The sequence below is a fragment of the Xanthomonas sp. BRIP62418 genome, assembly GCF_003993495.1.
Taxonomy (GTDB): Bacteria; Pseudomonadota; Gammaproteobacteria; order Xanthomonadales; family Xanthomonadaceae; genus Xanthomonas; species Xanthomonas euroxanthea.
Genome location: NZ_QEZG01000049.1, coordinates 202,735 through 223,123 on the forward strand (window position 1 = coordinate 202,735; position 20,389 = coordinate 223,123).

17 protein-coding genes and 1 pseudogene are annotated in these 20,389 nt (G+C 66.3%); 4 read left to right on the plus strand and 14 right to left on the minus strand.

The genetic code is table 11. The annotated features are described in order from the left end of the window. Nucleotides 1-28: 28 nt before the first annotated feature. From EO174_RS19220 to EO174_RS19245, 7 genes and pseudogenes are all read right to left on the minus strand, one after another. Nucleotides 29-775 carry a CvpA family protein gene (locus tag EO174_RS19220; RefSeq protein ID WP_126946738.1) on the minus strand — a complete coding sequence of 249 codons (747 nt, stop codon included), beginning with the start codon at nucleotides 773-775 and terminating at the stop codon, nucleotides 29-31. A 221-nt stretch (nucleotides 776-996) separates the two neighbouring features. Further along, nucleotides 997-2,064, minus strand: a complete 1,068-nt coding sequence (locus EO174_RS19225; protein WP_126946741.1) for an SPOR domain-containing protein — start codon at nucleotides 2,062-2,064, stop codon at nucleotides 997-999. Nucleotides 2,065-2,123: 59 nt separating this feature from the next. Next, nucleotides 2,124-3,416: a bifunctional tetrahydrofolate synthase/dihydrofolate synthase gene (folC, locus tag EO174_RS19230; protein ID WP_126946745.1), complete on the minus strand. Its 1,293-nt coding sequence runs from the start codon at nucleotides 3,414-3,416 to the stop codon at nucleotides 2,124-2,126. 134 nt (nucleotides 3,417-3,550) lie between these two features. After that, nucleotides 3,551-4,027, minus strand: coding sequence for a hypothetical protein (locus tag EO174_RS19235; protein WP_343132550.1), 477 nt, complete (start codon nucleotides 4,025-4,027; stop codon nucleotides 3,551-3,553). Nucleotides 4,028-4,149: 122 nt separating this feature from the next. Beyond that, nucleotides 4,150-4,794: a histidine phosphatase family protein gene (locus EO174_RS23000; protein WP_164740270.1), complete on the minus strand. Its 645-nt coding sequence runs from the start codon at nucleotides 4,792-4,794 to the stop codon at nucleotides 4,150-4,152. Nucleotides 4,795-4,886: 92 nt separating this feature from the next. Then, nucleotides 4,887-5,075, minus strand: a pseudogene (locus tag EO174_RS23430) (S46 family peptidase); the annotation flags it as partial. Nucleotides 5,076-5,089: 14 nt separating this feature from the next. Beyond that, on the minus strand, nucleotides 5,090-7,171 hold the full coding sequence (locus EO174_RS19245) for a phospholipase C, phosphocholine-specific (RefSeq protein WP_126946751.1): 2,082 nt from the start codon (nucleotides 7,169-7,171) through the stop codon (nucleotides 5,090-5,092). Between the two features lie 193 nt (nucleotides 7,172-7,364). Here EO174_RS19245 and EO174_RS19250 point away from each other — a divergent pair, with 193 nt between their 5' ends. After that, nucleotides 7,365-9,698, plus strand: coding sequence for a TonB-dependent receptor (locus EO174_RS19250; protein WP_126946754.1), 2,334 nt, complete (start codon nucleotides 7,365-7,367; stop codon nucleotides 9,696-9,698). A 673-nt stretch (nucleotides 9,699-10,371) separates the two neighbouring features. Beyond that, a complete protein-coding gene (gene tdh, locus EO174_RS19255) occupies nucleotides 10,372-11,406 on the plus strand; it encodes an L-threonine 3-dehydrogenase (protein ID WP_180496889.1) in 1,035 nt (344 codons plus the stop codon). A gap of 817 nt (nucleotides 11,407-12,223) precedes the next feature. On the opposite strand, the gene EO174_RS19265 is transcribed toward tdh, so the two are convergent. The 5 genes from EO174_RS19265 to EO174_RS19285 all read right to left on the minus strand — a co-directional run bounded on the left by EO174_RS19265 (nucleotide 12,224) and on the right by EO174_RS19285 (nucleotide 17,189). Next, nucleotides 12,224-12,940 (minus strand): TorF family putative porin, encoded by a 717-nt coding sequence (locus tag EO174_RS19265; protein WP_104582474.1) that lies wholly within the window; start codon nucleotides 12,938-12,940, stop codon nucleotides 12,224-12,226. 295 nt (nucleotides 12,941-13,235) lie between these two features. Beyond that, the gene (locus EO174_RS19270; protein WP_126946757.1) at nucleotides 13,236-14,267 is read right to left on the minus strand and encodes a sulfate/molybdate ABC transporter ATP-binding protein; all 1,032 of its coding nucleotides are present in this window, start codon (nucleotides 14,265-14,267) and stop codon (nucleotides 13,236-13,238) included. Nucleotides 14,268-14,274: 7 nt separating this feature from the next. Beyond that, complete coding sequence (gene cysW / locus EO174_RS19275) at nucleotides 14,275-15,228, minus strand: sulfate ABC transporter permease subunit CysW (protein ID WP_104649508.1); 954 nt, start codon at nucleotides 15,226-15,228, stop codon at nucleotides 14,275-14,277. Further along, nucleotides 15,225-16,085 carry a sulfate ABC transporter permease subunit CysT gene (gene cysT, locus EO174_RS19280; protein ID WP_119129705.1) on the minus strand — a complete coding sequence of 287 codons (861 nt, stop codon included), beginning with the start codon at nucleotides 16,083-16,085 and terminating at the stop codon, nucleotides 15,225-15,227. The genes cysW and cysT overlap by 4 nt, the downstream gene beginning before the upstream one ends. Nucleotides 16,086-16,088: 3 nt before the next feature. Beyond that, nucleotides 16,089-17,189 carry a sulfate ABC transporter substrate-binding protein gene (locus EO174_RS19285; protein WP_104649506.1) on the minus strand — a complete coding sequence of 367 codons (1,101 nt, stop codon included), beginning with the start codon at nucleotides 17,187-17,189 and terminating at the stop codon, nucleotides 16,089-16,091. 89 nt (nucleotides 17,190-17,278) lie between these two features. Between EO174_RS19285 and kbl the strand changes: the two genes are divergently transcribed. Beyond that, entirely contained in the window at nucleotides 17,279-18,487 is a 1,209-nt protein-coding gene (kbl, locus tag EO174_RS19290) for a glycine C-acetyltransferase (protein WP_104649505.1), read from the plus strand. After that, nucleotides 18,487-18,876, plus strand: a complete 390-nt coding sequence (locus EO174_RS19295) for an HNH endonuclease (protein ID WP_126946760.1) — start codon at nucleotides 18,487-18,489, stop codon at nucleotides 18,874-18,876. The genes kbl and EO174_RS19295 overlap by 1 nt, the downstream gene beginning before the upstream one ends. On the opposite strand, the gene EO174_RS19300 is transcribed toward EO174_RS19295, so the two are convergent. Beyond that, the gene (locus EO174_RS19300; protein ID WP_126946763.1) at nucleotides 18,830-19,681 is read right to left on the minus strand and encodes a pseudouridine synthase; all 852 of its coding nucleotides are present in this window, start codon (nucleotides 19,679-19,681) and stop codon (nucleotides 18,830-18,832) included. The two genes, EO174_RS19295 and EO174_RS19300, sit on opposite strands and share 47 nt — an antisense overlap. A gap of 19 nt (nucleotides 19,682-19,700) precedes the next feature. After that, on the minus strand, nucleotides 19,701-20,216 hold the full coding sequence (locus tag EO174_RS19305) for a hypothetical protein (protein ID WP_024938551.1): 516 nt from the start codon (nucleotides 20,214-20,216) through the stop codon (nucleotides 19,701-19,703). Between the last annotated feature and the right edge of the window lie 173 nt (nucleotides 20,217-20,389).

Genomic DNA, 20,389 nt, shown 5'->3' on the forward strand with positions numbered 1-20,389 from the left:
TGCGCGTTCTCCGCTACGGCTTGCGCCGTTACTGTGAAGGGGGCCGTGCCTGGCCTTGGGGCTCGACCCGAGCCGGGTCGCTTTCTCCGCCGCGAACCTGCGCCGGATCGATATTGGCCGGCATCGCCTGCGCCGGATTGCGTCCGTCGCTGGCAGCTTTGCCGGGTTGTCCAAGCGCACGCGTGATGGTGTCGCTCAGACCGGACCCGGACAGCGCCTTGCCCAGGTCCGCATTATCGCCTGCCGAGGGCAACTTCCCCAACTCCGTTGACAGGTTGCCGAGTTCCATCGATGGCATGTCCATCGACGGCATCCGCCAGGCCGGCAGTTGCGCCCGCATCCAGCTCGCGCCCGGCGACAGCATCGGCATCAGCATCGACTGGCGCCAGGCCGGCTCGCGCGGCAGCGGCGTGAAGCTCATCAGCAGCACCAGCACGCTGGCCAGAAAGCCGCCGCGCACCAGGCCCAGGCCGAAGCCGAGCATGCGGTCCATCCCGCCCAGGCGCACCGCATCCACGCCGGCGCGGATCACCATGCCGATCACCGCCACGGTGATCAGCACGCCGACGAACACCATCGCGTAGCCGCCGAACGACTCGGTGGCCGACGGATGCTTGCCATCGGCGATCCAGCGCGCGGCTGGGCCGCCGAACTGGAACGTCGCCCAGCCGGCCAGCAACCACGACAGCGTGCCGACCACGATGGCGACAAACCCGCGCAGCAGGCCCAACAGGGCCGACACCAGGATGATGACGCCCAGCACCATGTCGATCATTGCCCACTTCTCCGCGCGGCGCGCACGCCGCTGGTCCAACCTGGCTCGGTGTTCATTGCGCTCCCCTCCATGGGTGTGAGGCGATCAGGAATCCGCTCGCCGCCGGCGATACCACGCGAAACGGTGACCCGGCGTGCTGCGGGCGAGCCGCACCACGCAGCGAACCACCCGACTGCCGATCCTCGGCACTGACCGCGCCCGCCCGACGGCGGCGCAGTGGCTTACGGATGCGGACGCACCATGCCGGAAATGCCGACCTTGGCCGCCACCTGCGCGCGCAGCTGTTCGGCATCGCCGCGATTGGCGACCGGGCCGACGCGCACGCGGTTGAGCGCGCCCTTGTCGGTGCGCACCTGTTCGACGAAGGCGCTGAAGCCGGCGGCGCGCACGCGGTCGCGCAAGGCGTCGGCGTCTTCGGCGCGCCCGAAGGCGCCCAGCTGCACCGCAAAGCCGACCGAGCTGGCTGCAGGCGCTGCCGGCGCGGCGGGCGCCGCGACGACCGGCTTGGCCGGCTCGGGCTTGGCCGGCTCCGTTTTCGCCACCTCCGGCTTGGCCGGGGCGGGCTTGGGCGCTTCGGCCGGCTTGGGCGCGGTGGCCACCGGCTTGGCCGGCTCCGGCGGCAGGCTTTCGGTCTTGGTCGGGGCGGTCGTGCCGGCGGCGGCCACGCTGCTGGTCGGCTTGGCGGCCGTCGCGGGCGCCGGCGTGCTGGCTGCCGGCGCCGGCGCGCCGGCGTTGGCATCCAGCGTCACCACCTGGGCGTTGACATCGCTGCGCACCTTCACCGCCTGCAGGCGCGCCGCTTCGGCCTGGGCCTGATCGACATACGGCCCCACGCGCACGCGCCAGGCCGGGCGGCCGTTGATCTGGGTCTTTTCGCTGAAGCCGGGCAGCTGCGCCTGCTTGAGCCGCGCCAGTACCGCGTCGGCATCGGCGCTGGTGGCGTAGGCACCGAAGTTGACCGCGTAGTTGCCGGCCGCCACCTCGGGTGCCGATGGCGTGCTGGCCGGGTTGGCCAGATCGGCTGCATCGGGGTTGTCCTGCACCGCGGCCGGCGCCGTGGCGGCACCGCGCATGCCCAGCGCGCCACCGGCCGGCGCATCGCCCGGGGTGACCAGCGGCAATTCGCGGGTCTCGAACTCGCCATTGGCCGGTGCGGCAGGTGCCTCCAGCGGCACGTCGGCCACGCCGCTCGACGGCGCAGGGCCCTTGACCAGCATCGGCAGGAAGATCACGGCGAGCGCCACCAGGACGATGGCGCCAATCAGTCGCTGTTTCAGAGCAGTATCCACGTAGAGAGACGAAAGGCGGCGTGGCGGGGTGCCGCGGCGATTATAAGGCCGCAGCCGGGCTACCGCCCCGGGTGGACTGAACGAAGTGCGTTTAGCGCGTCGGCAACGGTATGAAACGAGCCGAACACCAGCACCCGATCACCGGGGGCGGCCTGCGCCAGCACTGCGCCCAATGCGCCCGCCACATCGCCGTGACATACCGCCTGCGCTGCCGCACTGCCCTGCAGACGGGCCTGCAAGGCCTGCGCCGACTGCCCACGCGCGCCGTCCAGCCCGGCCAGGGTCCAGTGGTCGACCTGCGTGGCCACCGCCTCCACCACGCCTAGCACGTCCTTGTCCGCCAGTGCGGCGTAGATGGCATGCGTGCTGCCCGTGTGCGCCTGCGCGCCCAGTGCATCGGCCAGCGCGCGCGCGGCCTGCGGGTTGTGGCCGACGTCCAGCAGCACCTGCACGCCATCGACGTCACAGCGCTGCAATCGCCCGACCACCCGCGCGCTGGAAATTCCCTGCGCCCACGCGGCATCGGGCAGCGCTTCCGGCAAGGCCTGCAGCGCGGCAATTGCCGCGGCCGCATTGGCCAGCTGCACCGGCGCGTGCAGGGCGGGCATCGGTAGTTCCAGCATCACCGCGACATCACGCCAGCGCCACTGCGGCGCTTCCGGATGCTGCGCCTCGATCGGCTCGAAGAAATAATCGCTGCCGGCGCGGATGGCGTTGGCGCCCAGCTGGTAGGCACGCCGCAATACGCTCGATGGCGGGTCGATTTCGCCCAGCACCACCGGCTTCCAGGCGCGGATGATGCCGGCCTTCTCGGCGCCGATCGCTTCGCGGTCTTCGCCCAGCCAATCGGTATGGTCGATATCCACGGTGGTGATCACCGCCACGTCCGAATCGACGATATTGACTGCATCCAGGCGCCCGCCCAGTCCGATTTCCAGCACCGCCAGGTCCAGCGCGGAGCGCTGCAGCAGCCACAGCGCCGCCAGCGTGCCGTATTCGAAATAGGTCAGCGTGGTGTCGCCGCGCACTGCCTCGACCGCCGCAAATGCCTCGACCAGCGCGGCATCGCTCGCATCGACGCCATCGATGCGCACACGCTCGTTGTAGCGCAGCAGATGCGGCGAGGTGTAGCTGCCCACCTTCCAGCCGGCGGCGCGCCCGATCGCCTCGATGAAGGCCACGGTGGACCCCTTGCCATTGGTGCCACCGACCACGATGACGTGCCTGGCAGGCGCGGCAAGCTGCAGACGTGCCGCCACCTCGCGCACGCGCTCCAGGCCCATGGCAATGGTGCTTGGATGCTGCTGCTCGATATAGACGAGCCAGTCGGAGAGGGAGTCGGTTGCGTTCACGGCGAGGACTGCGCAGGAAGAACCGCATTATCGCGAATTTTCAGACCCTCACGTAGTCGGACAAACGACGCCATCTTGCCCAGGCGCATGCGCCTGTCGTTGCCGACTCCAGTTGTCTGTGTCGGACGTCCCGATCACCGGGCGTCTTCGATCGCTGCAACCCGCATTCCCAACAGCGAGCGCTGGCCGGTCAACACCACGGTCACCTGCTGATCGAGATGCCGACGATAGAGCGCCTCGGTGATGCACAGTTGGCCAGGAAACCGATTTTTCAGTGGTCCACCACGCAATCTGTATTTGCACGAACGCCCGCTTTGAAAGTACTCGACCTGCATCACATGCGTTTCCTTGAAATCGACACCGGCCATACGCGTGTACACCCACGGCGCCCCTAGAGCCAGTACGAGCCAGCACAGAAATCCCAACAGCGGCGGCGCCAGGCAGATCGCCAGAACCGTGTTCAGCGGCCGCGTACCGAAGACCGCCTTCCATCCGCCGATGCGATAGGCCGGCGCAAAGATCAGCACCGTCAATGCGCCTCCCAGCAGCACCATCGGCGCTACCCAGTTTCGACCCGAAAGAAACGGTGCGGGAATGAAATCGGAAAACACCCCTAGCGCCAACAGGCCGCACACACTGCCCAAGACAGCGCACCGAAGCACCTTGGGCCAATTGGCGACGGTCCGGCGATGACGCACCACAGCGCGATCCTGCATCCTTGCCGGGCGTTGCCTTACAGCGCCCGATGCTTGGCTTCGCCAAAGAACGGCGTGTGGTGCGCGCAGTCGTTGAGCCGCACCACTTCCAGGTGATCCACGTCCTCGCCTTCGAGCAGGTTGAGCGTGGTCGGCGCCTGGCGGAAGGTCCATAGCCTGGACAGCGGCAGGCCCAGGATCTTGCACAGGATCACGCGGTTGACCGCATCGTGCGCGACCACCAGCAAGGTGTCGGCCGCGCCCAGGCCATCGGCCGCGCGCGCCAGGCCACGCCAGCTGCGGTCCAGCACCTGACGCAGGGATTCGCCGCCGGGCATCAGCACGGTGTCGGGCTCGTCGCGCCAGGCGCGCAGACGTGCCGGATCCTTGTCGTGGATCTCGCTGGCCAGCAGGCCCTCCCATTCGCCGTGGGCGATTTCCTGCAGGTCTGCATCGGTCTGCAGCAGGTCTTCGCGCGCGCTGCCCAGCGCCAGCCTGGCGGTGGCCTGCGCGCGTGACAGCGGCGAGGCCACCGCGCGGGTGATCTCCAACGACTGCAGACGCGCGCCGAGCGCGGCGGCCTGGCCTTCGCCGACCGGCGACAGCGGGATATCGATCTGGCCCTGGTAGCGGCCTTCGGCGTTCCACGGCGTCTCGCCGTGACGGGCAAGCAGGATGCGCATGCGCGAGAGATTCCTTGGGGGAAGGGGCCGGCTCGCCGCAGCGAAACGGGAGCGCATGATAACCCCTCCCGCTGCGGTGCCGGCCGCCCGTGTCAGCGCAGGCCGAGTTGCTGCAACAGCTGCGATGCGGGGCGACTCCGGCATGACCCAACGCAAATACCGGCTATCCACGGCGATCTTGCGGGTCAGCGCCGGATCGAAGATCCCGTTGCGGCTCACCGACTCCCGGTTGCCGTCGAGGCCAGGCCGACCCGCCTGCCCTGCGCGTCCATCACCGGCGCGTCCCGGCGCCGGCTCAGGCGCGCCCGAATGCCGGATCGCTGCGGCTGGGCCTGCCGGTTTCCAGATGCCCGGCCAGGCGGCGGCGGAATGCCGCGCCCGGTTGTTCCAGCACCACGTCGTACCAGTGATCACTGGCAGCAAGCGCCAGACGCACGGTCTGGCGCTGACCTGCAGCCAGGTGCAGCGAGCGCGCGGTCGGGTCTGCATAGTCCAGCGCGCGCAGTTGCAGCGTGCACGGTTGCTGCCCGGCATTGCCGATGTCCAGCACCAGCACCTCGCCGTCCTGCCGCGCCTCCAACCAAGGCGCTGCCGATTGCGTCCCGGCCGCAGCGAGGTCGCCGGCGAATTCGCGCAGGAAGCCATTGGGTCCATGCACGCTCAGCACATAGGCACCGTTGTGCGCAGCATCGACCGGCACATCGTCGACGCGGGTGCCAGGCAACACGGTGTAGTACCAAGGGCCGCCACTCGCAGCGTTGGTGTAGACATTGAACGCGGCCGCCGCAGCGCCGCTGTTGACGAACTGCAGCTGCACGCCGCCGTCGCCCCGCTCGCGCGCATGCACCTGCAAGGCATACGGCAACGCGCGCGCCGGACGTTGTCCCGGCTCCTGGCGCGGCATGCTGGCCCTGGTCGGCGGCACCGGTAGCGGCTTGTTGCGCACCGCGGCGGTGCGCGCGCGGTAGTCATCGACCGACGGCAGAGCACTCACTGCCGAATCGTCCGGCTTGCGGAAATCGAACACGCTGGTCAGATCGCCACTGACCGCCCGGCGCCACGGGCTGATGTTGGGTTCGGCCACGCCGAAGCGGCGTTCCAGCAACCGCAGTACCGAGGTGTGATCGAACACCTGCGAATTGACCCAGCCGCCGCGCGTCCAGGGCGAGATCACCAGCATCGGCACGCGGATGCCCAAGCCCATTGGCACGCCCGCGTAGACCTCCCCGCGCGTGTCGACATTGCTGCGCCCCATGCGCGCATCCAGTGCCGGCAACGCTGCGGGCACGTGATCGAAGAAGCCGTCGTTCTCGTCGTAGTTGATGATCAACGCGGTCTTGGCCCACACCTGTGGGTTGGCGGTGAGCGCATCGATCAGTCGCGCCACCAGCGACTCGCCATAGGCCGGCGGCGCTTCCGGATGTTCGCAGTACGCGGTGGGCGGCACGATCCAGGACACCTGCGGCAAGCGGTCGGCCTGCACGTCGGCGGCGATCGCGGCGATGAGATGCTCGGCCTGCGTGGTGGCGGCGTTGTCGGCGGTGGAACCGGGCACGCAGGCACGCGCACGCCGATAGCGTTCGTCGTCGGGGTGCAGATCACGATAGTGCGAAAAATACGCCAGCGAGTTGCAGCCGAAGTTGTCGTACTCCTGGTACACGCGCCAATCCACGCCTGCGGCCTGCAGGCGCTGCGCGTAGGTGGTCCAGTCCATCGCCGCATACCCGGGCTTGTCGCGTGCCATGTCGGCGGTCCAGTTGCCGTCGTCGGCGTTGGTCACCACCTGCGCGCCGAGATTGCCCACGCTGGTGCCGCTGGTGCCGGTGAACAGATACATGCGATTGGGATTGGTCGGCCCGTGCAACGAACAGAAATACCCGTCGCAGATGGTGAAGGCATCGGCCAGTGCGTGGTAGTACGGGATGTCGTGACGCTGGAAATACCCCATCGTCAATTCGCCCTTGTACGGCACCCAGGCGTCGTACTCGGCCCAGCGCGCCGGGTCCTGCCCGTGGCCGGCTTTCCAGGAGTGATCCAGGCTCTTGATCAACGGCGCGGACGTGTTTTGCGAATCGAAGGCGAACGGCAACAGGCGGCGTCCATCGGCAGCCGGCTGGCTCCATACCGGGTGACCATCGCGCAGCTGCAACGGGCGCGGATCGCCGAAGCCGCGCACGCCGCGCAGCGCGCCGAAGTAATGATCGAAGGAGCGGTTTTCCTGCATCAGGATCACCACGTGTTCGATGTCGCGCAGCGTGCCGGTGCGCGAGTTGGCCGGCAGCGCGAGTGCGCGGCCGATCGAGGACGGCAAGGCGCCGGCGGCGGTCAGCGCGGCGACGCGCTTGAGGAAATCGCGGCGCGAGGGGGAAGACGTCATGGCTACGGGACCTGCGAGAAATACGTGTACATGCCGCGCACTGCGGCCGGGTAGGACACGTATAGCGGTCAAGCACGACAGTTTTGCGACAGCCACCGTCATCAATGTTTCATACGTCGTTGACACCCTGCGTCGCGAAACGCCGGTCTTGCACCGTGCGTCGCCCTCAGCCGTGCTTGAACAGGATTCCCCCATGACTTCCGCTCGTCGCTTTCATGTCACTCCGCTGGCGCTTGCCCTGGCCGCGCTGCTTCCGGTCATCGCATCTGCGGCCACACCGGTTGCCGTTGCAGAGGCGCCGGTAGCCGATGCCCCGGCCACCGTGGCCGATGCCGCCGCCAATGCCACCCAGCTGGACGCAATCAATGTGGTGTCGCAAGGCAGCACCCGCCAGGTCCAGCGCATCAGCCGGCAGGACATCGAGCAGCTGACACCGGGCAGCAGCGCCTTCAAGGCGGTGGAAAAATTGCCGGGCGTGCAGTTCCAGTCGGCCGATCCGTTCGGCACCTACGAGTGGTCCACGCAGGTCACCCTGCATGGCTTCGACCAGAGCCGGCTGGGCTACACGCTCGATGGCATTCCGCTCGGCAACATGAGCTACGGCGTCACCAACGGGCTGCACATCACCCGCGCCATCATTTCGGAGAACCTCGGCTCGGTGGAGATCGCGCAAGGCGCCGGTGCGCTCGGGACTGCGTCCAACACCAACCTCGGCGGCACCATGCAGTTCTACTCGGCCGATCCGCAGACCACGCCCGGCCTGCGCCTGGTGCAGACGGTCGGCAGCGATGCCACGCGGCGCACCTTCGTGCGTGGCGACACCGGCGACCGCAATGGCCTGTCGGCGTATCTGTCCTACGCCAATGCCAGCACCGACAAGTGGAAAGGCTTCGGCGACCAGCAATCCGAGCAGGCCAACCTCAAGACCGTCTACCAGTGGGGCGATGGCAACCGTCTGAGCCTGTTCGTGGATACCTCGCGGCGCAAGGAATACGACTACATGGACCTGTCGTTGACCAGCCAGCGCGCGCTGGGCTGGGACCACGACTATCTGCAGCCGGATTGGGCCACCGCGGTGCAGATGGCACGTGCGTATCAAACCACCGGCGCCACCAGCGGCGTGGCCAACGGCTATCCGCAATCACTGGCCGGGCTGCCCGACGATTACAGCTGGCTCGACGCCAGCTACTACGCCGGCGGCGGTCTGCGCCGCGACAACCTGGCCGGTTTGTCGGGCACGTTCGTGTTCGGCGGCGCCACGCTGGATGCCACCGGCTACTACCATGCCAACCGTGGTGAAGGTCAGTGGGTGACGCCCTATGTGCCGACGTCTGCGCAGGTTCCGCTGTCGATGCGCACCACCGACTACGGCCTGGATCGTTACGGCGGCACCAGCGCATTGAAATGGTCGTGGGGCAACCACGATCTGGAAGTGGGCCTGTGGGCAGAAAACGCACGTACCACGCAGCAGCGCAACTACTTCGCGCTCGGCAACGAGGGCTATACCTCGCTGTACAACGTGTACGAAGTGCAGACGCCGTTCCGCCGCGACTTCCTGCAGCGCTACACCACCCAGACCCGCATGCTGTACCTGCAGGACAGCGTGCGCCTGCTCGACGACCGCCTGACCATCAACTACGGTGCAAAGGCGCTCAGCACCACCACGCGTGCGCAGTCCCTGGTGCCGACCACCGCGCTGGCACAGGGCCGCATCCGCGCCGAGGACAACTTCCTGCCGCAGGTTGGCATCAACTACAAGCTGGACGAACGCCAGGACATCTACGCCTCCTACAGCAAGAACATCGCCGCATTCGGCTTCACCCCGTTCGGCACCTCGCAGGCGGCGTTCGACCGCAGCCGCTCCACGCTGGAGCCGGAAGAATCGCAGACCGTGCAGGTGGGTTACCGCGTGCAGGATGCGCAGTTCCAACTGTCGGCCGATGCCTACTTCACCAAGTTCTCCAACCGCTTGTTGACCACCTCGCCGTGTAGCGCGGTGCAGACCTGCGCGGCGATCCTGAGCAATGTGGGTGCCGTGCATAGCGCAGGTGCGGATCTGGCCTTGATGTGGCGTCCGATGGAAGGCCTGAGCTGGTTGAATTCGCTGTCGTGGAATCGCTCGCGCTACCAGGACGATTACCTCAACAACGGCGTGGTCGCCACCTCCGGCAAGGACGTGGTCGGCATCCCCGCGTTGATGTTCTCCTCCAGCGCCAGCTACCAACTCGGCAACCTGCGCCTGGATCTGGACGGCAAGTATGTCGACAAGCGCTACATCACCTTCCTCAACGATTCGCAGGTGCCCTCGTACTGGCTGTTCAATGCGGGCGCGCGTTACGACTTCGGTCGCGTGGGCGGGGTGGCCGATGTGGCGTTGGCGCTCAACATCACCAACCTCACCGACAAGCGCTATTTCGCCAGCACGGGCACCAACGGCTACGTAGCCTCCGATCCGCAGGGCTACAACCAGACCATGGTGGTCGGCGCGCCGCGCCAGTACTTCATGAGCCTGGATGTGAAGTTCTAAGCAGCTTTGCACCACCTAAGGCGCCCTCATCCGGCGCTATGCGCCACCTTCTCCCGCATGCGGGAGAAGGCATGCCGACAGTCCCCGATACCTCGAGCAGGTCGGCAAGTTACTTTTCCAGGGCTTCACGCGTTCACGCCTGCTCGGCCGCTCCGTATCTCGGCCTCATCTGCTTGTTGTCTCCCCAGCTTTTCCTTGTTTTTCCTAATTCTCTTCTGTCTTCCCCGCTTTTCCTTTCTGCCTTCCCTGCGTGTCTGCCCTCCCTGCATGGACACCGACGCATTCACGCAAGGCGTCGATCGCATCGGCCCGCTGCGGTGGCCCTTCCTGCACTGCAACTTGCCTGCTTGTTGACTTACGTGCTTGCTGGCTTCCCTCGCCTCGAATCCCTTACTTGTTGCCTCCCTGCTTCTCGAATTCCCCGCTTCTCGAATTCCCTGTTTGTTGCGTTCCCTGTTTCTCGACTTCCCCGCCCTTCCCCCGCTTGCGGGGGAAGGTGCCCGAAGGGCGGATGGGGGCAACCGCCCCGCAACAAACACATGCCGCCAACCAACCAACCCAGCGCCACCGCTGCCCCCGATCGCACGGGGACCATTGCTGTTGCACCGCCACATGCACTCACCGCGCGCCGCATATAATCGCCGCCTTACTTTCACTCAGCAGGTCCCGCCAGATGGCGCAGACGATGAAGGCGCTGGTCAAGCGCGAAGCAAACAAGGGCATCTGGCTGGAACAGGTCGCCGTTCCCAGCCCTGGCCCCAACGAGGTGCTGATCAAGCTGGAAAAGACCGCGATCTGCGGCACCGACCTGCATATCTACCTGTGGGACGAGTGGAGCCAGCGCACCATCACCCCCGGCCTGACCATCGGCCATGAGTTCGTCGGCCGCGTGGCCGAGCTCGGTTCGGCGGTAACCGGCTACCAGGTCGGCCAGCGCGTGTCGGCCGAAGGCCACATCGTCTGCGGACATTGCCGCAACTGCCGCGGCGGCCGCCCGCACCTGTGCCCCAACACGGTCGGCATCGGCGTCAACGTCAACGGTGCCTTCGCCGAGTACATGGTGATGCCGGCCAGCAACCTGTGGCCCATCCCCGACCAGATTCCCTCCGAGCTGGCCGCGTTCTTCGACCCTTACGGCAACGCCGCGCACTGCGCGCTGGAGTTCGATGTCATCGGCGAGGACGTGCTGATCACCGGCGCCGGTCCGATCGGCATCATCGCCGCCGGCATCTGCAAGCACATCGGTGCGCGCAATGTGGTGGTCACCGACGTCAACGACTTCCGCCTCAAGCTGGCCGCCGACATGGGCGCCACGCGCGTGGTCAACGTGTCCAAGACCTCGCTCAAGGACGTCATGGCCGACCTGCACATGGAAGGCTTCGACGTGGGCCTGGAAATGAGCGGCAACCCGCGCGCCTTCAACGACATGCTCGACTGCATGTACCACGGCGGCAAGATCGCCATGCTCGGCATCATGCCGCGCGGCGCCGGTTGCGACTGGGACAAGATCATCTTCAAGGGTCTCACCGTGCAGGGCATCTACGGCCGCAAGATGTACGAGACCTGGTACAAGATGACGCAACTGGTGCTGTCGGGCTTCCCGCTGCACAAGGTGCTGACCCATCAGTTGCCGATCGACGACTTCCAGAAGGGCTTCGACCTGATGGAAGAAGGCAAGGCCGGCAAGGTCGTGTTGAGCTGGAACTGACCGGCCAATACGTTTCAACGCAAAAGGCGCCGCGAGGCGCCTTTTGCATGTCCGTTTTCAGAGCGCAGGCAACGCAAGCAACGCTTAGTGGGTCGAGGGCGCGGCGGCCTCACTGCACCAATAAGTTAGTCGGTGGTCAGGTAAAAAAACACGCTTATTGCTAGGCGCTGAGACGCCCAGAGTTCCATAGATTGCTTGTTGGCAGTCCGCCCGTTGCTCAGCGCGCGACGGGAAAATTGTCGGACGCAAGGTGATCCGGACGATGCACGCCATGGTCTGCTTGCAACCACGCACCGACCATCTCGACTGGTCCTTGCCCGCTCACCGTCGCGGGACCTTACGCGGCATGGATGCCGCGTAAGGTCCTACCAGGACGTACTTGCGGCGTGTCCCGCGTCGGTGGGCGGGCAAGGGCCCTGCAGCCAGGTAGCAGATCAGCCGCTCTACGCTTGAGCTATCGCATGGGCGACTGCTGCAAAAGACCGACCATCTCGACTGGCCCTTGCCCGCCGACCGTCGCGGGACCTTACGCGGCATGGATGCCGCGTAAGAGCCTACCAGGACGTACTTGCGGCGTGTCCTGCGATGGTCGGCGGGCAAGGGCCCTGCAGCCAGGCAGCAGATCAGCGGCTCTGCATCTGCAAGTGATCCATCCGCACGTTGCAATCACTACGTTGCAATCACTTAAAGACAAGACAAACGCAATTTGAGTCTTGGGGTCTTTCAACTTCAGGGCACCTAGGAGTCCGAGCATCGACTCTTCCCGCCTCATCACCACATAGCCAGATCGTCAAAACCGCCGTTCAGGCGATTGCCCTCACGGCCAGGTGACTGTCGCAGTCGCCACCAGATGGTTCTGCGAATTCTGCCGCCCGAAGCCGAATTCCGCCGCTTCGCTGGTGTCGTAATAGCCCACACTCAAGCCAAGCGGACCGAACACCTTGCCGACATTCACGCCAAAGTCGTTGTAGTCGTGGTCCACCTGGCTCAGCGAGGAGGTATAGACGCTGTGCCCCGCATGCGCGCCGAAGGTGAAGTCGTGTGGCAGCGACCAGTTGGCATCCAGCGCGTAGTAGTAGCCATCGGTCTTGGTGCCATAGAGATCGTTGGTATAGGCAACGGTGAGGCTATAGGTCTTCAGGAACGTGGTCTTGGTGATCAGCTCGGCGTAATTGGACGCGCCCGCTCCCAGATACTGGTAGCGATTGACCATCACATCGAAATTGAAGTTTGTGCCCAGGTCGGTGTTGTAGCCGACAAAACCATCCACTTCCCAATCCGGGTCGCCGGCACCGTAGTCAACGTTGGAGGTCCAGGTGCCGATGTACAGGCCGAACGGCGTCTTGTAGGTGAGTCCGGCCTGGAAGGCGGGCTCCTCATTGGTCTGCGAAATACCGCGGAACAGGTAGTCGCTGGTCACCGCGAAGGTACCGGTGAACGGCGAGGCGGGCGCCTCCTCATCCTGGGCCTGGGCCAACGGCGCGACACCAAGCAGCAGCAACGACAGACAATACGCGAGCGAGGACGGCTTCATGGACATCTCCTGGAGCGATGGGCGGTCGGATTGCGCGAGGCGGGACTGCCATGCCTTATTAGTCCAACCGTCATTGCAGCGCAACAGACAAGTCGCGCTCGCTTGACCTGGCGCACAAGCTTGAGAGCAGATGACGCCGGTCAGGGTTCTGTCTCATCGACCGCCCGCGCGGAATCTTGATGGGCCGGGAGTGGAGATTGGGGATTAGCAGGGATTCGCTTCGCTTTTGCGAATTCCCAATTCCCAATTCCCAATTCCCAATTCCCAATCCCGAAATCCCGAATCCCGGCCCAAATCAGACCGGAAACACACCGTAATGCCGCGCTGCCAGCCGCAGCTGCTGCCCAGGCTGGAAGCTGCCCGCCGATGCCGGCAGCTCCACTTCCACCTCGTTGCCTGCCGGCTCCAGCGTTGCGCGCAGCCGCAGACGCGCCCCGCTGCGCTGCGACCAGGCCACCGTGGCCGGCCAGCCGGCATCGTCCGGCACCAGATCTTCCGGCCGCACGTAGACCTCTACCGGGCCGGCCGCCAACGCGGCATTGGCTGCCGGCAGTACGTGCCCGGCGACCTGGATCTGGCCTTGCGCCAGCACACCCGGAATGCGGTTCACCGCGCCCACGAACGAGTACACGAACGGCGAGGCTGGCTTGTCGTAGATCATCGCCGGCGTGTCGAGCTGCTCGATACGGCCACGATTGAGGATCGCCACCCGGTCGGCCAGCTCCAGCGCTTCTTCCTGGTCGTGGGTGACGAACACCGTGGTCAGGCCGGTGCGCTCGTGCAGCTCGCGCAGCCAGCGGCGCAGATCGCGGCGCACCTGCGCATCCAGCGCACCGAAGGGCTCGTCCAGCAGCAACACGCGCGGCTCGATCGCCAGTGCACGCGCCAGCGCCACGCGCTGCCGCTGGCCGCCGGACAGCTGGGTGGGATAGCGTCGCTCCAGGCCCTGCAACTGCACCAGCGCCAACAGCTCTTCCACGCGTGCGCGGATGCGTGCTTCTGCCCAGCGCTCGGCGCCGCGCCGCACCCGCAGGCCGAAGGCGATGTTCTCGAACACATCCATGTGCTTGAACAGCGCGTAGTGCTGGAACACGAAACCGACCCGGCGCGACTGCACGCTCATGCGGGTGGCGTCTTCGTCGCCGAACAGCACCTGGCCGCCATCGGCATGCTCCAGCCCGGCCATGATCCGCAGCAAGGTGGTCTTGCCCGAACCGGACGGCCCCAGCAAGGCCAGCAACTCGCCCTGACGCACGTCCAGGGTGATGTCGTCCAGCGCGGTGAACGTGTCGAACTGCTTGCGCAGGCGGTGGATGCGGATGCCCATGTTCACCTCAATGTCGGTGGTTGGCGGCGAGCGAATCGCCGTGCCGCCATTCCAGGTACGTCTTCAGCGCCAGCGTCAGCAGCGCAGTCAATGCCAGCAACGAGGCACACGCAAACGCGGCGCTGTAGGCGTATTCGTTGTAGAGGATTTCCACGTGCAGGGGCAGCGTGTTGGTGCGCCCGCGGATATGCCCGGACACCACCGACACCGCACCGAACTCGCCCATCGCGCGCGCCGCGCACAGCAACACGCCATACATCAGGCCCCAGCGGATGTTGGGCAGGGTCACCCGCCAGAACATCTGCCAACCATTCGCGCCCAGGCTCAGTGCGGCCAGCTCCTCATCGCTGCCCTGCTGCTCCATCAGCGGCATCAGCTCGCGCGCGATGAACGGGAAAGTGACGAACGTCGTCGCCAGCACGATGCCGGGCAGCGCAAACACGATGCGCGGCAACTGGACCAGCAGCTCGCCAAAAAACGGCAGCTGCAGCCGCCAGCCTTCGTCGATCAACGGCCATGCCCAGCCGCTGCGGCCGAAGATCAGCACGAAGATCAGGCCGGCCACCACCGGCGATACCGAGAACGGCAGGTCGATCAGGCTGATCAGCAAGCGCTTGCCGGGGAACTGGTGCTTGCTGACAGCCCACGCTGCCGCCACGCCGAACACCAGGTTTAGCGGCAGCACGATGGCAGTGACGATCAGGGTGAGCTTGATCGCCGACAGCGCATCCGGGTCGACGATCGCACGCAGGAAGGTCTCCCAGCCGCCGCGCAGCGCCTCGGCGAACACCAGCACCAGCGGCAGCAGCAGAAACGCCAGCAGGAACAGTAGCGCACCCACAATCATCAGCCACTGCACCCAACGCGGCTCGTTGGTGGCCGAGTCGGTGATCCGGCGCGCCTGTTCGGTCATCTGGCGGGTCTGCACCATGGCGGGCAGCGGCGAGACAGCATCGTTCATGCAGTCCTCCGTTGATAGCGCAGCAGGCGTGCCTGCAGCGTATTGACCACCAGCAGGATCACGAACGACAGCAGCAGCATCGCCGCGGCAATGGCGGTGGCGCCGGCGTAGTCGAATTCCTCCAGCCGGATGGTGATCAGCAACGGCGCGATCTCGGTGGAATTGGGCAGGTTGCCGGCGATGAAGATCACCGAACCGTACTCACCCACGCCGCGCGCGAATGCCAGCGCGAACCCGGTCAGGACCGCCGGCCAGAGCCCCGGCAGCACCACCCGCCACACGGTCTGCCAGCGCGATGCGCCCAACGTGGCGGCGGCCGCTTCGAGTTCGCGCTCGCTCTCGGCCAGCACCGGCTGCACCACCCGCACCACGAACGGCAACCCCACGAACACCAGCGCCAGCACGATGCCCAGCTGGGTGTAGGCCACCTTGATGCCGACCGCTTCCAGCCATCGCCCGACCCAGCCGTTGCCGCCGTACAAGGCGGTCAGCGCGATGCCGGCCACCGCGGTCGGCAACGCGAACGGCAGGTCGATCACCGCATCGAACAGGCGCTTGCCCGGAAAGTTGTAGCGCACGAACACCCAGGCCACCCAGGTGCCCATCACCGCATTGAAGGCGCCGGCCGCAAACGCGGTGCCGAAGCTCACCCGCAACGCCGACAGCACGCGCGGCTCGCTCCACACCCGCCACAGGCCGTCCCAGCCCAATCCGCTGGTCTTGATGAAGATGCCCAGCAGCGGGATCAGCACGATCAGTCCCAGCCAGGTCAGCGTGATTCCAAGACTCAAGCCCAGCCCGGGCATGACGCGTCGGCGCGGTGCCGGCGCTGGGTGGGGTGCAACCGACATCTGCATCGCCTACTTTTTTGCCTGGATCTGGTCGAACACGCCACCGTCGGCGAAGTGTTCCTGCTGCGCCTTGTCCCACGACCCGAACGCGTCCTGGATGGTCACCAGCTTGATGTCCGGGAACCGTGCCAGATCGGCAGGGTCGGCAAATTCCGGGTGGCGTGGACGATAGAAATGCTTGGCCGCCAGCTTCTGCCCTTCCGGCGCATACAGGTAGCGCAGATACGCCTCGGCCACATCGCGGGTGCCGTGCTTGTCGACGTTCTTGTCGACCAGCGCCACCGACGGCTCGGCCAGGATCGACAGCTTCGGCACCACGATCTCGAACTTGTCCTTGCCCAGCTCCTCGCGCGCCAGCAGCGCCTCGTTTTCCCAGGCCAGCAGCACATCGCCGATGCCACGCTGCACGAACGTGGTGGTGGCGCCGCGCGCGCCGGTATCGAGCACCGGGACGTTGCGGAACAACGCTTGCATGTAGCGCATGATGCGCTCGCGGTCGCCCTTGAAGATGTGGTCGGCGTAGGCCCAGGCAGCCAGGTAGTTCCAGCGCGCGCCGCCGGAGGTCTTGGGGTTGGGCGTCACCACCGCCACGCCCGAGCGCAGCAGGTCCGGCCAATCGTGGATGTTCTTCGGGTTGCCCTTGCGCACCAGGAATACGATCGTCGAGGTGTACGGCGCGCTGTTGTCGGGCAGGCGCTTTTCCCAGTCGCTGTCGATCAGCTTGGCCTTTTCGGCGATCGCATCGACGTCGTAAGCCAGTGCCAGCGTCACCACGTCGGCTTCGATGCCATCGATCACCGCGCGCGCCTGTTTACCGGAGCCGCCGTGCGAGGTCTCCACCGTGACGGTGTCCTGCGGATGCTGCTGCTTCCACTGCGCGGCAAAGGCGCTGTTGTAGTCGCGGTAGAACTCGCGGGTGGGGTCGTAACTGACATTGAGCAAGCCGATGTCGCGCGCGCCCGCCTGGCCGGCCAGGACCAGCAGGCTGCACAACACGGTCGATACAAGACGGAAGCGGGGGTGGGTCACAGCAATCTCCAAACCGTTGGGGCGCAGCTGAACAGCAAGCATGCCATGCTGCGCAGCGGCACGCAGGCGGTGAAATGACATCAAAGCCGCGCCTTATGCCGATTTTGCATGACGTAGTGGTATGCCACCGTGATCGTTAAAATCATGCGTCTCTTGCCACTGCGATCGCCATGACCCACGCTCCCGCCGCGCTGACCGCCCATTACGCCGCCGAACTGGACACCATCCAGGCCCAGGGCTTGTTCAAGTCCGAGCGCATCATCACCGGCCCGCAGTCGGCCCGGATCACCCTGGCCGATGGCCGCAGCGTACTCAACTTCTGCGCCAACAACTATCTGGGTCTGGCCGACCACCCGGACATCATCCAGGCCGCCAAGGACGCGCTGGACACGCACGGTTTCGGCATGGCCTCGGTGCGCTTCATCTGCGGCACCCAGGATCTGCACAAGCAGCTCGAGCGCACCATCGCCGACTTCTTCGGTACCGAGGACACCATCCTCTACGCGGCCTGTTTCGATGCCAACGGTGGCCTGTTCGAACCGCTGCTCGGCGAAGCGGACGCGATCATCTCCGATGCGCTCAACCACGCTTCCATCATCGACGGCGTGCGCCTGTGCAAGGCCAAGCGCTTCCGCTACGCCAATTGCGACATGGCCGATCTGGAAGCGCAGCTGCAGGCCGCCGATGCGGCTGGCTGCAAGACCAAGCTGATCACCAGCGACGGCGTGTTCTCGATGGACGGCTTCATCGCCCCGCTCGACGAGATCACCGCCCTCGCCCGCAAGTACAACGCGCTGGTGCATATCGACGAATGCCATGCCACCGGCTTTCTTGGCGCCACCGGCCGCGGCTCGGCCGAGGTCAAGGGCGTGCTGGACCGGATCGACATCATCACCGGCACGCTGGGCAAGGCGATGGGCGGTGCGTTGGGCGGCTTCACCACCGCCAGGCGCGAAGTCATCGAACTGCTGCGCCAGCGCTCGCGCCCGTATCTGTTCTCCAACTCGCTGCCGCCGCATGTGGTGGCCGCCGGCATCAAGGCCTTCGAGATGCTGGAAGCCGCCGGCGAGCTGCGCACGCAACTGGTCGACAACACCCGCTATTTCCGGGAGCGCATGACCGCCGCCGGCTTCGACCTCAAGCCCGGCGTGCATCCGATCAGCCCGGTGATGCTCTACGACGCACCGCTGGCGCAGAAGTTCGCCGAGCGCCTGCTGGAAGAAGGCATCTACGCAATCGGCTTCTTCTTCCCGGTGGTGCCCAAGGGGCAGGCGCGCATCCGCACCCAGATCAGCGCCGCGCACACCCGCGCGCAGCTGGATCAGGCGATCGACGCGTTCATCAAGATCGGCCGCGAACTCGACGTCATCAAGGACTGATGCGCACGGTACTGCGCCAACGGCTGCTGCTGGCGGCGCAGACCGATACCCAGGCGCACCTGCTGGACGGCAACTGGGAAACCCGTTGCCTGCATTGCCGTCGGCGCCTGCAGCTGCGCGCCGATGGCGAACCGCTCGGGCACACCACGCTGGAACACGTGGTACCGCAGGCCTGGTTTGGCCGTCGCGCGGCGGCAGCGCTATGCGCGCTGGTCGGCGACGATGCCAATGCAGCGCGTAATCTCGCCCTGGCCTGTGCCAGCTGCAACCATGCCAAGGGCCGTCGCCACGATGCCAACGGTGCCGGCGACGCCCGCCCCGTGGAGGTGGTCAGCGCCTTGCTCAGCGCGCGCCTGGTGCGTTGGCGGGAGCCGCCGTCAGCGCGCTGACTTCCTCCGGACTGAGCATCCGCCACGCCCCCTTGCCCAACTCGCCCATCGCCAGCGAGCCGATTGCCACCCGCACCAACCGCAGCACGCCGATCTCCACCGCCGCCAGCAAGCGGCGTATCTGCCGATTGCGGCCTTCGTCCAACACGATCTCCAGCCACGCATTGCGCTCGCCTTCGCGCAGCACGCCGACCCGCCTGGCGCGCAGCAGCACGCCCTCGCCGTCCGGGTCGGGATCGACCACGCCGGCCTGCAGCTGCGCCAGTTGCGTAGCGCTCGGGCGGCAATCGATCTGCACGTGATAGGTCTTGTCCGGCCCGGTTGCCGGGTCGGTCACGGCCGCTGCCCATTGCGGGTCGTTGCTGAAGAGCAGCAGGCCTTCGCTGGCCTTGTCCAATCGCCCGACCGGGGCGATCCATGGCAAACCGGCGCCATCGAAGCAGCGATACACCGTGTCCCTGCCCTGCTCGTCGCGCACAGTGGTGACCACGCCGCGCGGCTTGTTGAGCATCAGGTAGCACCGCGCCGGCCCGGCCAACGGGTGTCCGTCGATGCGGATGCTGGACTGCTGGTCGGCACGGACCGGATATTCGGGATCGTGCACCACGCGTGCCGCCACGCTGACCCGCCCTGCAGCGATCCAGCGCGCCGCTTCGGTACGCGAACACACGCCCAGTTTGGACAGCACGCGCGCCAGCCCGTGGCGTGGCGCGCTGGTCGCCGTGGTCATGCCGGAGGCGCGCGACGCGCCCGCCGGCCCACGCGTGCGCTGCCGGGACGTCGCCGGCGCAGGCCGCCGGGTCATGCCGTCCCGACCGCGCTGCTTACTTGTTTTCGACCGACTTGGCGTCGGCCGCGGGCGTTGCGGTTGCCGCAGCAGCCGGCGCCGGCGCAGCCACCGGACGCGCCTTGACCACGCGCACGCCGCGCGCCTTCATCCAGGCGTCGAATTCTTCGGCGGTCATGCGCTTGCCGTTCTGGCTCATGTCAAAGCGCCACGGCGTGTTGTCGAATGCGGTGGTGGCCTTGTAGGCGGCCGGATCGTTCGGATTGACGGTGCCGCCGGGCGGAATGACCTTGGCCAGGTCCTGGCAGCCTTCCACGCGCAGACGCAGCAACACGCGGTCCACCGACTGCTCGGTGGTGTACGGCTGTGCCAGCACGCCAGTGGGCATGCCCAGCTGCACGCTACGGGTGTAGAACTCGGCGGCCGCCGGCGCAATGACGGTGGCGGGCAACGGCAGCGGCTGGGACACCGTGCTGCCGGCACAGTTCGGAGCGGCGTAGGCGGCGGGAATCAGGGCGAGACAGAGCAATCCAGCCGTAGCGGTACGCAGCATCGGGTTCTTCCAGTATGAGTGTGGTGTTGACGCGGCGAGTGTAGGCAGCGATGAACGCTGTTTCAACCAGAAGCGTGCCTGGATGGCAACGCAGACAGGATTTGCACTGTCCGGGTACAGATTTCCGGTTCCCACAAAGACAAAACCCGGCGCAAGGCCGGGTTTTGTATGCA

Excerpts from the sequence above, each read along its gene's own strand:
- EO174_RS19305 (WP_024938551.1), bottom strand. The coding sequence starts at position 20,216 with ATGCTGCGTACCGCTACGGCTGGATTGCTCTGTCTCGCCCTGATTCCC.
- EO174_RS19250 (WP_126946754.1), top strand. The coding sequence starts at position 7,365 with ATGACTTCCGCTCGTCGCTTTCATGTCACTCCGCTGGCGCTTGCCCTG.
- tdh (WP_180496889.1), top strand. The coding sequence starts at position 10,372 with ATGGCGCAGACGATGAAGGCGCTGGTCAAGCGCGAAGCAAACAAGGGC.
- cysW (WP_104649508.1), bottom strand. The coding sequence starts at position 15,228 with ATGAACGATGCTGTCTCGCCGCTGCCCGCCATGGTGCAGACCCGCCAG.
- EO174_RS19245 (WP_126946751.1), bottom strand. The coding sequence starts at position 7,171 with ATGACGTCTTCCCCCTCGCGCCGCGATTTCCTCAAGCGCGTCGCCGCG.
- kbl (WP_104649505.1), top strand. The coding sequence starts at position 17,279 with ATGACCCACGCTCCCGCCGCGCTGACCGCCCATTACGCCGCCGAACTG.
- EO174_RS19265 (WP_104582474.1), bottom strand. The coding sequence starts at position 12,940 with ATGAAGCCGTCCTCGCTCGCGTATTGTCTGTCGTTGCTGCTGCTTGGT.
- EO174_RS19300 (WP_126946763.1), bottom strand. The coding sequence starts at position 19,681 with ATGACCCGGCGGCCTGCGCCGGCGACGTCCCGGCAGCGCACGCGTGGG.
- EO174_RS19295 (WP_126946760.1), top strand. The coding sequence starts at position 18,487 with ATGCGCACGGTACTGCGCCAACGGCTGCTGCTGGCGGCGCAGACCGAT.
- EO174_RS23000 (WP_164740270.1), bottom strand. The coding sequence starts at position 4,794 with ATGCGCATCCTGCTTGCCCGTCACGGCGAGACGCCGTGGAACGCCGAA.
- EO174_RS19285 (WP_104649506.1), bottom strand. The coding sequence starts at position 17,189 with ATGTCATTTCACCGCCTGCGTGCCGCTGCGCAGCATGGCATGCTTGCT.
- cysT (WP_119129705.1), bottom strand. The coding sequence starts at position 16,085 with ATGCAGATGTCGGTTGCACCCCACCCAGCGCCGGCACCGCGCCGACGC.
- EO174_RS19220 (WP_126946738.1), bottom strand. The coding sequence starts at position 775 with ATGATCGACATGGTGCTGGGCGTCATCATCCTGGTGTCGGCCCTGTTG.
- EO174_RS19270 (WP_126946757.1), bottom strand. The coding sequence starts at position 14,267 with ATGGGCATCCGCATCCACCGCCTGCGCAAGCAGTTCGACACGTTCACC.